This is a genomic window from Nitratidesulfovibrio sp., from assembly GCF_040373385.1.
Classification (GTDB): Bacteria; Desulfobacterota; Desulfovibrionia; order Desulfovibrionales; family Desulfovibrionaceae; genus Cupidesulfovibrio.
In genome coordinates this window covers 476,344-489,894 of record NZ_JBDXXH010000002.1, presented here as the reverse complement: position 1 = coordinate 489,894, position 13,551 = coordinate 476,344, and the positions used below count along the sequence as shown (strand labels likewise).

Below are 13,551 nucleotides of genomic sequence, written 5' to 3'. Positions count from 1 at the left end.
CCATGCGAACGCTCATTCGTAACGGCACGATCATGGACGGTACGGGTGCCCCGGGCTTTTCCGGCAGCCTGGCCCTGGACGGTGAACGCATTCAGGAAGTGGGACCGGACGACGCGTTCGACACGGGCGGTTTTGACGCCGTCATCGACGCCGGGGGCAAGGTCGTATGCCCCGGCTTCATCGACTCGCACAGCCATTCCGACGTGATGGTCTTCAAGGAACCCCGCCTGCTGGCCAAGGTCATGCAGGGCATAACCACCGAAATGCTGGGGCAGGACGGCATATCCATGGCCCCCTTGCCCGCACGGTACATCAGCCCGTGGCGCAAGAACCTGGCCGGGCTGGACGGCGACATGGACGAACTGGACTGGTCCTACGCCACCACCAGGGGCTATCTGGACATGCTGGAGCGCAACGGTTCCGCCACCAACCTGTGCTACCTCGCGCCGCACGGCAACGTGCGCATGGAGGCCATGGGCCTTGGCAGCGGCGTGGCGGATGACGCCAGCCTTGACCGGATGCGCGCGGTGCTGCGCCGCGAACTGGATGCCGGGGCCTTCGGCTTGTCCACCGGGCTCATCTACATGCCCTGCGCCTACGCCGATACCCGTGAAATGGTGGAACTGTGCACCGTTGCAGCGGCATACGACAGGCCGCTGGTCATTCACCAACGCAGCGAGGCGGATGCCATTCTCGATTCGATGCGCGAGGTCATCGCCATCGGCCGTGATTCCGGCGTGGCGGTGCACTTCTCCCACTTCAAGATCTGCGGCAAGAACAACGCGGACAAGTTCGAGCAGGTGCTGGCCTTGCTGGAACAGGCCAAGGCGGCCGGCATTCGCGTGTCGTTCGACCAGTATCCCTACGTGGCAGGCAGCACCATGCTCGGTGTCATCCTGCCTGCATGGGCGCACGACGGCGGCACGGACAGCCTGCTGGAACGCCTGGCCTCGCCGGAGGCCAGGGCGCGCATGACCCGCGACATCCACGACGGCATCCCCGGCTGGGACAACTTCGTGGCCTTCGCCGGGCTGGACGGCATCTTCGTCACCGATGTGAAGACGGACGCCAACCGCGACGCCATCGGCCTGAACCTCGTCCAACTGGGCGAACTGCGCGGCAAGGATCCGCTGGAGGCCACCTACGACCTGTTACTGCAGGAAGCCAACGCGGTGGGCATGGTGGACTTCTACGGTCTCGAGGAACACGTGAAGGCCTTCATTGCCCGACCGGAAATGAACGTGTGCACCGACGGGCTGCTGGGCGGAACGCCCCATCCCCGCGTGTACGGGGCGTTCCCCCGCGTGCTCGGCAAGTACGTCCGCGAGGAGGGGGTGCTGCCCCTTGAAGAGGCCGTCCGCAAGATGACCTTGCGACCGGCAGAGGTATTCGGCATCCGCGAGCGGGGTGTCCTGCGCGCGGGCTGCTACGCCGACGTGGTGGTGTTCGACCCGAAAACCATCATCGACAAGGGCACCTTCACCAATCCGCGTCAGCACCCCGAAGGCATTCACCATGTGTTCATCAACGGCGCCCATGTGGTGCGCGACGGACACCCGACCAACGCCGCCCTTTCCGGCAAGGTATTGCGCGCCTGATCGGCGGCGTCGATGTCAGCCCCGTCCACAGGCTTCCATGAACATCAAAATGACAACCCAGGAACGCACATGCTCACACGCATAGACACCGCGGCAGCCCCCGGAGCCGTGGGCCCGTACTCCCAGGCCATGGCCACCGGCAACCTCGTCTTCGCGTCCGGCCAGTTGCCCATTGACCCCGCCACCAAGGCCATGCCCGATGACGTGAGGGAACAGGCCGCGCAGTCGCTGCGCAACGTCAGGGCGATTCTAGAGGCGGCGGGGACAGGTCTTGACAAGGTACTCAAGGCTACCGTGTATCTTGCCGACATCAAGGACTTTCCTGCAGTAAACGAGGTGTACGCAACGTTCTTTTCCGCGCCCTTTCCGGCCCGCAGCTGCTTTGCTGTGGCGGCCCTGCCGCTGGGGGCAAAGGTGGAAGTGGAAGTCGTCGCCGTCCGCTAGGAAACGGCTTCTCCACTGACGCTGCACGACCCCCGATCCGGTACTCGAAAACAAGCAACCGCCCCGTCGGAACAAACGTTCCGGCGGGGCGGTTCGTCATGCTGTGTGCCTGCGCTGTTCAGGGAAATGGGGCGGATACAGGCGGCACGGACACGGCGGCGCCATGCGCCTCACAGCCCGAAGGCCCCGCCCCCGTGGCGCGCCCCGCATGTCGCCGTGTTGGCCACGCGCGTCAGATCACCCCACACGGCCTTGCGGCCAAGGCCCCGCTCCAGCAACGGAACCAGACGCTGGAACACCTGCGCGCACAGGCAGGCATCACCCAGTGCGTCGTGCGCGCCGTGCACCTCTACCCCAAGGGCACGGGCCACCGCGTACAGGTCTGCGTCCTTGAGGGGGATATCCCCCAGCGCGGCGAGCATGTCCGGAGAATCCGGCACGACCGGAGCAGGCGCTGGGGCATGCGCCGGGGCAAGCGGTGGCGCAGGCAACGCGCGTGAAGATGACACGCTTCCCGCCGTTTCAAGATGCTGCTGTACGGGCATGCTGCCCGCCGCCGGACGCCCCGTGGCGCGCAGATGCCGGAACAGGTCCAGCACGTCGCAGCGGGGATGCGTGCGGGCAGGCAGCCCGGCGCGCTTGCGCCCTGCGGCCAGGAATGCCTCGTCCAGCCCCAGGCACCATCCCAGCAGCACCACGTGCACCCCTGCCCCGTTCCCCGCGCCTGGCGCTGCGGTACACCCGGCAAGCCAGGCATCCAGACGGGCCAGTTCCGTCGCCGCGTCGTCGCCGTGGGCCGCCTCTCCGGGCAGGATGCCGTGCACGGGCACCCCTTCGGGCCGCACCGGGCAGACCGGACGCAGCCGTCCGCGAAAGGTGGCGGAAAGGTCCATGCGCGTGCCCCGCAGGGCCACGGCCCCCACGGCCAGCAGATCGTCGCGGGCGGGGCTCAGGCCGGTCATCTCGCAGTCAACGGACACGAAGACCATCCGCCGCAGTGGCGTGGCCGGGTCCGGACCGCTGCCGGACAGCAGGCGGCGCAGCAGCCGCTTCACGGCCTGCCTCCCTGACGGGGCGATACGCTCGAAGCATGACCGACGGGTACGCCATTCGCGTCCACTCCCGGACGGGGCGGCGTGGCGCCCTTACGAGGGCCCGGCAGCCCGTCGAGCGCGTGCAGTACATCGCGGGCGCGGCGCAGGGCCAGCGCGTCCAGTCCGCCCGGTCCGTTCGGTGCATCCCCCCCCTCGACCACAGGAGCACCGCCGGAAGAATCCATCGCCATGGCCCCGGCATCGTCCGCCTCCTCGCGGCTCTCGTCCTCACCGCTCTCGTTCGGGCCGTCTCCCATGCCGTGGCGGGCAAGTTCCCCATGTGCGAAGCGCAGCAGCAGGTATTCGCAGGCCCGCCGGGCATCGCCCAGAGCTTCGGCGTCCGTCTCTTTGCACGCGCCTTCGCGCGCGGCTAAGTCCGCCGCAACAGCATCCAGCCGTGTCAGGGTTGCGGGGGGCTGCACGTTGTGCCCCGCCGACAGAACCCGCGCCATGGCTGTCAGTTCCGCGCGCGGAGAGCCCCCCCGTCCCCCCTGTCCCGCCTGTCCCGCCTGTCCCGCCAGCACCTCCTGCTCCGCCGCCAGCGGCCAATACGCCCCGGCCCGCACCGCGTCCGCCAGTGCCGCATCGGCCTCGGCGGCCACGCGCAGGCCCAGTTCACCATCACCGCACACCGGGCGCACGTCGAACATGCCCAGCCGCACCGGCAACGGCATGTCCAAGGCCGCACAATTCAAGGTCGCACAATTTGCCGTGCTGCCGCATTCTGCTCCCGCCAAATGCCGCAACCTGTCCCGCCAGCCCGCCATGGTCAGCGTCCAGCCGGGCGTTGCAGCCATGCGCCCCTGCGAGCAGGGCGCAAAGCCCAGCGCGCGCAGTCCGTCGCGCACGAAGCGGGCCAGCGTGCCGAAATAGGCGGCTACGGAATCTGCCCCTGCCGCTCCGGCGGGGTGGGGATCGCGGCCATCGTTGCCGGGTGTGACGGGTATCTCGCCCACCACCAGCCCGTTCCATTGCCGGTGGCGAAACCACGCCTCGCGCCGGGCCGCCGTGCCGAAGGCCACGAAGCACCATGGGCACGGCGGCGCCCCCAGCGCGGCAATGCCCAGTTCGAACAGCCGTGCGGTCATGCGGTCGTGCAGGTCCGGCAGGGTGGCGGACAGCGTGGCCGCGCGCGCCCCCTCGCCCAGCAGCACGGCGGCCAGCGCATCGACGCGCGGAGCGGCCTCCACCAGTTCGGTCAACGTGCCCGCCGCGCCGATGCGCTCTGCCAGTGCCGTGGGCGACACCCCGCGCAGCACCATCAGGTCGTGCGAGGACAGCACCCCCACCGGCTCGTCGCCCTCGACCACCACCACGTGATGGATGTTGCGCCCGGCCATGAGCAGCATCACGTCCAGACACGGCGTTCCGGCCTGCACGCACAGCACCGGCGCGGACATCCGCGCGCTGGCGGGCAGGTCGTGTGCGGCCCCGCCCGCCACCACGCGGGAACGGAAATCCCGGTCGGTCAAAATGCCCGCCGCCCTGCCCTTGCCGTCCACCAGTACGATGGCGCTACGCTGGCGCTCGGTCATCAGCCGGGCCGCCTCGCGCAGCGATACATGGACAGGCGCCGCCGCAAACCCTGCGGGCATGGCTTCCCCGGCGGTAACGGACTGCCATGGACGCCCGCCCTGCCAGGCCAGCGCACCGCGCCGGGCCATATCCGCCGCGCCCAGTTCCAGCAACACCGGGCCGAAGCCGGGAGCCAGCAGTTGTCCCAACTCGGGCCTGCCGTCCAAGGCATCGGACACGGCCTGCGCGGGCAGCAGATAGCACAGGGCATCGCTGGCGGCGTACGCCGGGGGCACGGCGAGCCGCATCCTGCCGCCTTCCCCGGCCGGCACGATCCCGCGAGCCGCCCCCGCCCGCCCGAAGGGCCAGCCGAACACCGCGCCCGGCCCCAGCACTTCCCGGCGCTGCGCACCACAATCCGGCCCGGCGGACGCAGCGCCCACGGCAATGGCCCCTTTCACCACCACGTGCAGCACGGGCATTCCGTCCTCCGTGGTGCTTTCCAGCGCCTCGCCCGCCGGAATGAACGCCACCTGCGTGCCGAAAGCCAACGCGCGCAGCCGGGCACGCGGCAGGAACCGGAACGGGGGTATCCCCCGCAGGAAACGGATCACGTCCTCGTGCATGTGTTCTCCGCCCCGCCTAGGTCATCAGATGCAGCGAATAGCGGCGCCGCAGCATGTCCTGAAAGTCCGCCACAACCTTGAAGCACTGCCTGAGCCGTTCCCGCTCCAGGCCGGAAAGTGTGTGGGGGTGCACCCGGTCATCGGGAACCGCGCCGCCCCGCAGCGCCGCCGCCTGCGCCCGCGCCCGCAGTCCCAGCAGATGGTCCATGGCCTCGCCAAGGTCCGCCGCGCGCGCTGCGGACAACACTCCTGCCTCCCGCAGTTGCGTGATGCGCCCAACGGTATCGTGCGCGGTGACGCCTGCGTCCAGCGTCAGGGTGCGCACCCCGTGCATCAGCGGAAACAGCCCGCCCCGCTTGAGGTCCAGCGTGCCCGCGCCACGCCCGCCTGATTCGCCCAACCCGGATGGCCCTCCGGATTCGCCTGATCCGCCTGTACCGCCTGCACCGCCTGCCTTGGCCCGCTCCATCACCAACGCCCCGAACACACCCAGCGGCGGGGCAAAGCGCACGGCCTCTCGCGCCATGTAGCGCAGCATCAGCGGAACGTTGCGCACCATGTCACCCAGCAGGGCGCGCAGACGCGCCACCAGGTCCCAGCCGTCGTCCACGCCGCGCGCATCCGCCAGCATGGAACAGCGCAGCACCCCCGGCGCATCGGGGGCGCGCAGCATGGTCGCCACGTCCGCCCGCCACTGGGGCAGGGTCATGCGCCAGGCGGGGTTGCCCGGTACCACGCCGTGCGGGCAGTCCGGCACGCCTGCCTCGGCCTGCAAGGCGGCAAGACGCGCGGCAAGACGCGCGAAATAGTCGGCCACCTGTTCCGCAGGCACGTCGCCGGAAGCCTCGGAAATGACCATGGCCGCGTCCTGGTCGGCGGCCAGGAACTGCTCGCGCCGGGCCTGGCTGCCCAACACGGCCATGCCGAACGGAGCCGAGGGCGGCAACGGCATGGCCGCCACGGCAAGGTGCGTCAGGCGGGCCAGCAGATGGTCGTGCAATTCGGCGCCCAGCCGCCCCACGTGCTGCGCGGGCACCCCCTGTTCCACGCAACGCACCACCACCCGGCGTGCCCGTTCCAGCAGAGGGCGGCAGGCGGCCCCGTCCGGCGCGGCGGCCATGTCCGCCACCAACTGCACGGGGTTGTCCGCCCCGGCGGCCAGCAGGTCGCGTTCCTCCAGCATGCCGCGTACCGTGTCATCCGCCGCCATCACCACCAGCCGCCGGATGGCGTGGCGCACCATGCGCGACAGCCCCTCGAACAGCAGTTCATCCTCGCGCACGGTGACCAGCACGGCGGTCATGGCCGCCTCCACCGGCAGCGTGGCCGCGCCCGGACCGTGTTGGGCCAGCGCGCGCACCACGTCGCGCTCGGTCAGGATGCCCGCAGGACGTGGACAGCCCGACGCAACCTGCTGCGCATCCCGCCCGGTGCCCTCCCCCGCCGCACGCACCAGGCAGGCGGATGCACCCGCCCCGGCCATGCGTGCGGCGGCCTCGCGCAGGGGGGTGCCCGCCGCCACGAACAGCGGCGCGCGGAGCCCAGTCTCACCAGTCGCACCAGTCCCGCCAATCCCACCAGTCCCCGCAGGCCCATCCACCACCTCGCGCACGGGACGCAGCAGCGGATTTTCCGCAGGCAACGCGGCCAGGGACAACGGGTCTCGCGCCTCCCGGTCCCCTTCCCGCACCAAAGGCCCCTCCCCGTCGGGAGGGGCCACGGATGCCATGGCGGGATCGCCGGTCTTCATGCCTACTCCGCGCCCACGCCAAGGTAGTTGCGGATCTTCTGTTCGGCGTAGCGCTGTTCCGCGTCGGGTTCGGGCCGCAGCACCGAACCCAGCCACCCGGCGGCAAAGGCTGCTGGCAGCGAGATGAGCGCCGGGTTCTTCAGCATGAAGGGCGCGGCCATGCCCCACGGCGAATGCAGCACGTCCACCCACACGGTGGGGCTGAGCACGATGAGCCCAACGGCCAGCGTGGCCCCGGTGGCGATGGAGCACACCGCCCCGAAGGTGGAAAAGCGCTTCCACAGGATGGACATGAGCAGCGCGGGGAAGTTGGCGCTGGCGGCGATGGCGAAGGCCAGTCCCACCATGAAGGCCACGTTCTGCCCCTTGAAGGCGATGCCCAGTGCCACGGCCAGCACGCCCAGCGCCACGGTGGCCCGCTTGGCCATGCGCACCTCGTCGTCTTCCGTGGATTGCCCACGTCGGAACACGTTGGCGTAAAGATCATGCGCGTAGGTGGTGGCGCCCGCCAGGGTCAGCCCGGCCACCACGGCCAGGATGGTGGCGAAGGCCACGGCGGCGATGAAGCCCAGGAACATGGTGCCGCCGGTCACCTCGGCCAGCAGCAGCGCGGCCATGTTGCCGCCCTTGTCGAACCCGGCGATGACATCCTGCCCCACCAGCGTCATGGCCCCGAAGCCGATGATGAAGGTGAGCACGTAGAAGTACGAGATGAGGCCCGTGGCATAGAACACCGACTTGCGGGCGGCCTTGGCGTCCGGCACGGTGTAGAAGCGCATCAGGATGTGCGGCAACCCGGCCGTGCCGAACATCAGCGCCATGCCCAGCGACAGGGCGTCCCACGGATTGGACACAAGGCCGCCGGGGGCCAGCACCTTGTCGCCGTAGCGCGCGGCGGATGCGCGAAACAGTTCCGCCGGGCTGAAGCCGAAGTGCCGCAAGACGAAGAACACCATCACGCTGGCCCCGCCCAGCAGCAGCACGGCCTTGATGATCTGCACCCAGGTGGTGGCCAGCATGCCGCCGAACAGCACGTACGCGATCATCACCGCGCCCACCACCAGCACCGCCGTTTCGTACGGCAGACCGAACATCAAATGCACCAGCGAGCCGGAACCCACCATCTGGGCGATGAGGTAGAAAGCCACGGTCATCAGCGAACCGCACGCCGCCGCCACGCGGATGGGCTTTTGCCGCAGGCGGTAGGCCACCACGTCGGCGAAGGTGTACTTGCCAAGGTTGCGCAGGGGCTCGGCGATGAGGAACATCATCACCGGCCAGCCCACCAGAAAGCCGATGGAATAGATGAGCCCGTCGTACCCCTTCAGCGCCACCAGCCCGGCAATGCCCAGGAACGAGGCCGCGCTCATGTAGTCGCCCGCAAGGGCCAACCCGTTCTGGAACCCGGTGACGCTGCGCCCGGCCGCATAGAATTCCGCCGCCGAACGGCTGCGCCGGGCCGCCCACCACGTGACGCCCAGGGTAAAGGCCACGAACAGGAAAAAGAACCCGATGGACAGCGCGTTGGGCTGCCCGATGGTGGACGTGAATTCGCTAGCCATGGTGCCCCCCCTTCATGGTCTGGCCCGCTTTTTCGCCGGACTGCACGCCCGATTGCATACCCGCCACGATGCGGCGCACCGCGCCGTCGTACGCCCGGTTGGCCCACCACACGTAGACGCCGGTGAGCGCCGAGGCGATGACGATGATGCCGAACCCCACGGGAATGCCCAGGGTCATGCCGCCGCCCACGGAGGCCTGCAACAGGTCTCGCCGGAAGGCCAGAACCATGATGAAGCCGAAGTAGATGACCAGCATCAGGGCGGTCAGGGTGAGGGAAACGCTCCACCGGGCGCGGACCAGCGCCGCGAACTGCGCCTCGTCGGGGTGGTTGTGCGCCCGATGCGGCAGAGGTGATGCCCCGTGCTGGGCCGGAGCCATGTGGGGTTTGGGGGCTTCCATGGTCATGCCGGTGGTGCCCGCCGTTTCGGTGATCGTGGCCATGCGTGCCTCCTTGTGGTGTTCCGCCAGCCCGCGCACCCGCAGATATGGGCGCGGGCCGATGCAGTGCCCGTCCGGCGACGCTCGTGCCGTCACGGTGTCGCCGGTGTCGATGGCTCCGTTGTACGGCCACGCGGAAAGAGTGCCACGTCACTTTCGGTGAATGGCGCTCATGCACCCGCAAGCGCGCGAAAATCGGGAAAGGAGACCGGCCAAAGCCGCACGCGGCGCCGTTGGTCGGTGGCGGGCGGCGCAGGAACGACAGCGCGGCATCCGGCATCGAACCCGACGACACACGCCGTTCACCGGCCACTACGCGCCGCACGTCCCGCCCCACGCACCACTGGCTTCGGAAAACCGCCATTTCGCCAGACTGCGGCAACAAAAAAGGGATGCCGCGCCCTGCGACATCCCCCTGCATCACCCCTTCGGCATGACCGAAGGGGCACACCCCGAACCGGGGCGCACTTTACTGATCGGCCAGCAGCGGCAACGTCTCGTGCAGCGCATCCATCATACGGCGCACCGCGCGGCGGCGCATGCCCGGCACATCGTCCCACGACTGTGCATCGCAACTGACGCAACAGTTTTCATGCTCCACGTCAACGAACAACAGCGACCCCACCCGCGCCTCTATCTCCAGCCGCTTGCCGTCACGCGTCACAAGCACGACCTGCATCAGGTCGTACGGGTAGTCTTCGTTGTTCATGCGTCCTCCTTTGGCCGTTACGGGAGAGGGGTCACCCCCTCTTATCACATGCTTCCTCCCGTTCAAGATGCGCCACGCGGAGCGAACGGACATTGTGCATTTGCGGTACTAGCTGTTTCTTCGGTGCACTACGTGATGTTCCATTGGCATTTTTCCATGGCAGGCGGGCATGGCGCACAAAGACGGCGCCATTGTGAAATAAAGAATTACTGCCATATATAATGATTGAACAATCAGCCATCTATCCATACCCGCACGATGCATTGGCAAGCCACGCCTTCCGCCTCTTACGCCTCTTCCGCCGCACGTGTCCCGCCACCCCACGCAAAGGGCGGCCCCTTCCCGCAGAAAGGGGCCGCCCGTGTTCAGTCATGGCAGGACCGGCTTGCAGCAATACACCCGGATCACGCCCCCCGCATGGCAAGGGTGGCTGGGCCATGGGGCGCAGCCTTTGCGCCAGCCTATTCCTGCTTGCCTTCCGGTTCCTTGGCGGGCTTGGCACGCTTGCCCTTACCCTTGCCGTTGCCGTTCTCGTCCTTTTTCTCGCCGAAGTTACGCAGCCCTTCGGCCAGTTCGCGCAGCCGGGCATCCACCTTGCCGTACACGGTATCCGGCGGATAGGTTCCGTCCGGCCCGCGCACCCCGGCAGGCATGCCGGTAAGCAGTTCGATGCCTTCATCCACCGTACGCACGGCCCAGACGCGGAAGGTGCCCGCGCGGACGGAGTCCAGCACCTCTGGCCGCAGCATCAGGTCGTTGACGTTGGCGGCAGGAATCAGCACGCCCTGCTCGCCGGTCAGCCCCTTGCGCCTGCACACCTCGTGGAAGCCTTCGATCTTCACGTTCACGCCGCCGATGGGCTGCACCTCGCCCTTCTGGTTCACCGAGCCGGTGACGGCAATGCCCTGCCTGATGGGCACGCCCGACAGGCTGGAGAGCAGCGCGTACAGTTCGGTGGACGAGGCCGAGTCGCCGTCCACCCCGCCGTACGACTGCTCGAAGGCGATGGACGCCGACAGCGACAGCGGCTTGTCCTGCGCGAAGGCGCGCCGCAGGTAGCCGGAAAGGATCAACATGCCCTTGTTGTGAATGGCCCCGGACAGGTCCGATTCCCGCTCGATGTTGATGATGCCCTCGCGCCCCATGGAGGTGGTGGCGGTGATGCGCGATGGCTTGCCGAACATGTGGTCGCCCATGGCGTACACGGCCAGCCCGTTCACCTGCCCGACGACATCGCCGTCGGTATCGATGAACACGCTGCCCCGGTCGATCATCTCCTGCACCTTCTCCTCGATGAGCCCGGCGCGGTACAGCCGCCCTTCCACCGCCCGGGTCACGTGGGTGGCGGACACCATGTCCGCCCCCTCGCCGCGGGCGATGTACTCGGCCTCTTCCATGATGTCGCGCAGCACCGGGAACGAGGTGGTCAGCTTTTCCCGCCGCCCGGTCATGCGCACGCCGTGCTCCAGCAGGGCGGCCACGGCGGTGGCGTCGAACTGGCGCAGCTTGCGCGCCGTCACGAAGGTCTTCATCAGCTTGGCCACGTCGGTGACGCACACCTCGTCCAGCGGCATGGACGAATCGAAGTCGGCCCATACCTTGAATATCTTCTGCACGTCAGGGTCGTAGTGGCGCAGCATGTGATACAGCTGCGGCGTGGCCATGACCACCACCTTGACCTCCATCTCGATGGACTCCGGCTTGATGCCCGTGGCCGTGATGAAGTAGTAGGGGTCGAAGGTCTGTATCTCTATTTCCGACGTCTTCAGGGCGCGCTTGAGGGTCTGCCACACCCCCGGTTCCATGATGGCGTCCATCAGGTTCAGCACAAGGTACCCGCCGTTGGCCTTGACGAACGACCCGGCGTTGATCTTGGTGAAATCGGTGCGCCACAGGCCGGAACGGTCCATGACCCGCTCGATGGAGCCGAACAGGTTGCGGTAGTTGGGGAACGATTCCACGATAACCGGAGGACCTTCCAGTTCCGCGTTGTCCACCAGCAGGTTGACCTGGTAGGGGTGCAGCACCGCTTCCGCCGGGGCGGGCACGAACATGCCCATGGGCCCCTGCACCTGCTGGCCCATCACCTTCAGGCTGTCCAGATTTTCCGCCATGTCGGCCAGCACCGCCTCCACGTGCTTCTGCACCTTGGGGTCGTCATAGCTGTCCAGCAGCGGCTTGGCGAGGTCGCGGGCCGAACTCATGAACATGAGCCGGTCCACCTCTTCGGTCTTGCGCTTCACTTCCTTTTGCAGTTCGCGCACATCCAGAAAGATGGCGTCGATCTCTTCCTTCAGGGTCTTGTAGGTTTCCTGAAGCTTTTCCAGTTCCTCGCGGGGAAAGCGCCCCTTGGCGGCCATTTCCTCCAGCTTCAGCAGATGCACCGGCTCGCCGTCCACGATGGGTACGATGTCGGGCCGCTGGATCTGGCCCATCTGCATGTTCACCAGCACGAAGCCGGAATCGCGCACCTTGGTTTCCAGGTTCTTGAAGAACTCGCGGGTCTTCCTGTCGTGCGCCTCGATGATCTCGTTCTTGCTGGCGATGTATTCCTGGCTTTCGAACAGTTGGGGAATGTCGCGCTTCACCGTGTCCAGAAACGCCTGCACGTCGGCCTTGAAGGCGCGCCCCTTGCCTGCGGGAAAGCGCAGCAGGATGGGTTCTTCCGGCGTCTTGAAGTTGTTCACGAAGCACAGGTCGTCGGGCGTGGCCTCTCCGTTGACGCCAGTGCCCAGCAGCCGCTTGACCATGGACAGCTTGCCGATGCCCACGGCCCCGGTGACGAAGATGTTGTAGCCCTTGCCCCGCATGCCCATGCCGAAGCGAAAGGCATCCACCCCCCGCCGCTGGCCGATGATGTCGGCCTGCTCGTCCACCTCGCCGGTATGGGCGAAGGGCAGCGTCGCGGGGTCCAGCGTCCAGCGCAGTTGTGCGGGCGCGAGAGGAACGGGCAGCCCCGCGCGGCCCTGCGAGGATGAAGACGAAGACGATGACGAAGAAGGAGAAGAGGCAGCGGTGCGTTTGGTCGCTTTCTTGGGAGTGGTCATGGTGCCTCCTTGTGTTCAACCGGCCCGGCCGGTCCTGACAGGAACGCGGCGCGCTTCGGGCCTGCGGCACTTGGGCATGGTGATGCGCAAGACGCCCTCGTCCAGTTCCGCCTCCACGTCTTCCGTGCGGATCTTGCACGGCAGCATGAAGCGGCTTTCGTACCTGCTGCTGGATTCACCAATGCCGCAGGTGGCGCTTTGGGCGCAGCGCACCAGAAGCACGCTGCCGGTAATGACGATGTCGAGGTCTTCAGCGGTAACGCCCGGCAACTGCGCCTCGACCACCACCGCGTCGGGGGTGTCGATCATGCGCAGCGCCGGTTCCATCAACGGCTGGCAGACCGAGGGCAGGCCAAGGCCGGAGCACAACCGGTCGAACATCCGGTCGCTCTCGCTTCTCAGGCGCTGCAATTCCTCGCTTTTCCACAATTTGAAGTTGGCCATGCGAATGACCTCCGGAAATGGGGGCGCAAGGTGCGGGCGGGCCGGGGGACCGGCGTGCCTCCCGCGCGGCGCGGCGCGCCGCTGCCTGAATGGCCGGTGTTGCCGGGCGGCCTGCCCGGCCCGTATGGCCAGTGCGGCCCGTACGGTCGGATCAGGGTGGCCCGGCCCGATGACGTGGACCGGATCAGCGTGGCCGGGTGGCGTACGGGCCGGTCACGGATGGGCAGGAAAACTGACGGCCGGGTCGGTGCCTTGCGGGGCAGCCGCCCGGCCGGGTTGCGGTTCTCTGCATAAAGTTGCGTGCTGCCGCCTGTCTATCCGAA

10 protein-coding genes are annotated in these 13,551 nt (G+C 67.8%); 2 read left to right on the top strand and 8 right to left on the bottom strand.

What is annotated here, in order from left to right; genetic code table 11:
- Nucleotides 1–2: 2 nt before the first annotated feature.
- Nucleotides 3–1,598 (top strand): N-acyl-D-amino-acid deacylase family protein, encoded by a 1,596-nt coding sequence (locus ABWO17_RS05205; protein WP_353116507.1) that lies wholly within the window; start codon nucleotides 3–5, stop codon nucleotides 1,596–1,598.
- Between the two features lie 69 nt (nucleotides 1,599–1,667).
- Entirely contained in the window at nucleotides 1,668–2,042 is a 375-nt protein-coding gene (locus tag ABWO17_RS05200) for a Rid family detoxifying hydrolase (RefSeq protein WP_353116506.1), read from the top strand.
- A 170-nt stretch (nucleotides 2,043–2,212) separates the two neighbouring features.
- Here ABWO17_RS05200 and ABWO17_RS05195 read toward each other — a convergent pair whose 3' ends face one another.
- The 8 genes from ABWO17_RS05195 to ABWO17_RS05160 form a co-directional block, all read right to left on the bottom strand.
- The gene (locus ABWO17_RS05195; RefSeq protein ID WP_353116504.1) at nucleotides 2,213–3,097 is read right to left on the bottom strand and encodes a 3'-5' exonuclease; all 885 of its coding nucleotides are present in this window, start codon (nucleotides 3,095–3,097) and stop codon (nucleotides 2,213–2,215) included.
- A complete protein-coding gene (locus tag ABWO17_RS05190; RefSeq protein ID WP_353116503.1) occupies nucleotides 3,094–5,277 on the bottom strand; it encodes a DUF294 nucleotidyltransferase-like domain-containing protein in 2,184 nt (727 codons plus the stop codon). The genes ABWO17_RS05195 and ABWO17_RS05190 overlap by 4 nt, the downstream gene beginning before the upstream one ends.
- A gap of 16 nt (nucleotides 5,278–5,293) precedes the next feature.
- The gene (locus ABWO17_RS05185; protein ID WP_353116502.1) at nucleotides 5,294–7,027 is read right to left on the bottom strand and encodes a putative nucleotidyltransferase substrate binding domain-containing protein; all 1,734 of its coding nucleotides are present in this window, start codon (nucleotides 7,025–7,027) and stop codon (nucleotides 5,294–5,296) included.
- Between the two features lie 2 nt (nucleotides 7,028–7,029).
- Nucleotides 7,030–8,589, bottom strand: a complete 1,560-nt coding sequence (locus ABWO17_RS05180) for a sodium:solute symporter family transporter (RefSeq protein WP_353116501.1) — start codon at nucleotides 8,587–8,589, stop codon at nucleotides 7,030–7,032.
- Complete coding sequence (locus ABWO17_RS05175; RefSeq protein WP_353116643.1) at nucleotides 8,582–8,968, bottom strand: DUF485 domain-containing protein; 387 nt, start codon at nucleotides 8,966–8,968, stop codon at nucleotides 8,582–8,584. Before ABWO17_RS05175 ends, ABWO17_RS05180 begins: the two co-directional genes overlap by 8 nt.
- A 529-nt stretch (nucleotides 8,969–9,497) precedes the next feature.
- On the bottom strand, nucleotides 9,498–9,737 hold the full coding sequence (locus ABWO17_RS05170; RefSeq protein ID WP_353116500.1) for a hypothetical protein: 240 nt from the start codon (nucleotides 9,735–9,737) through the stop codon (nucleotides 9,498–9,500).
- A 461-nt stretch (nucleotides 9,738–10,198) separates the two neighbouring features.
- Nucleotides 10,199–12,784: a Lon protease family protein gene (locus ABWO17_RS05165; RefSeq protein ID WP_353116499.1), complete on the bottom strand. Its 2,586-nt coding sequence runs from the start codon at nucleotides 12,782–12,784 to the stop codon at nucleotides 10,199–10,201.
- Nucleotides 12,785–12,799: 15 nt separating this feature from the next.
- Nucleotides 12,800–13,228, bottom strand: a complete 429-nt coding sequence (locus ABWO17_RS05160; protein WP_353116498.1) for an Hsp20/alpha crystallin family protein — start codon at nucleotides 13,226–13,228, stop codon at nucleotides 12,800–12,802.
- Nucleotides 13,229–13,551 lie beyond the last annotated feature (323 nt).

Excerpts from the sequence above, each read along its gene's own strand:
- ABWO17_RS05205 (WP_353116507.1), top strand. The coding sequence starts at position 3 with ATGCGAACGCTCATTCGTAACGGCACGATCATGGACGGTACGGGTGCC.
- ABWO17_RS05200 (WP_353116506.1), top strand. The coding sequence starts at position 1,668 with ATGCTCACACGCATAGACACCGCGGCAGCCCCCGGAGCCGTGGGCCCG.
- ABWO17_RS05190 (WP_353116503.1), bottom strand. The coding sequence starts at position 5,277 with ATGCACGAGGACGTGATCCGTTTCCTGCGGGGGATACCCCCGTTCCGG.
- ABWO17_RS05185 (WP_353116502.1), bottom strand. The coding sequence starts at position 7,027 with ATGAAGACCGGCGATCCCGCCATGGCATCCGTGGCCCCTCCCGACGGG.
- ABWO17_RS05180 (WP_353116501.1), bottom strand. The coding sequence starts at position 8,589 with ATGGCTAGCGAATTCACGTCCACCATCGGGCAGCCCAACGCGCTGTCC.
- ABWO17_RS05175 (WP_353116643.1), bottom strand. The coding sequence starts at position 8,968 with ATGGCTCCGGCCCAGCACGGGGCATCACCTCTGCCGCATCGGGCGCAC.
- ABWO17_RS05170 (WP_353116500.1), bottom strand. The coding sequence starts at position 9,737 with ATGAACAACGAAGACTACCCGTACGACCTGATGCAGGTCGTGCTTGTG.
- ABWO17_RS05165 (WP_353116499.1), bottom strand. The coding sequence starts at position 12,784 with ATGACCACTCCCAAGAAAGCGACCAAACGCACCGCTGCCTCTTCTCCT.
- ABWO17_RS05160 (WP_353116498.1), bottom strand. The coding sequence starts at position 13,228 with ATGGCCAACTTCAAATTGTGGAAAAGCGAGGAATTGCAGCGCCTGAGA.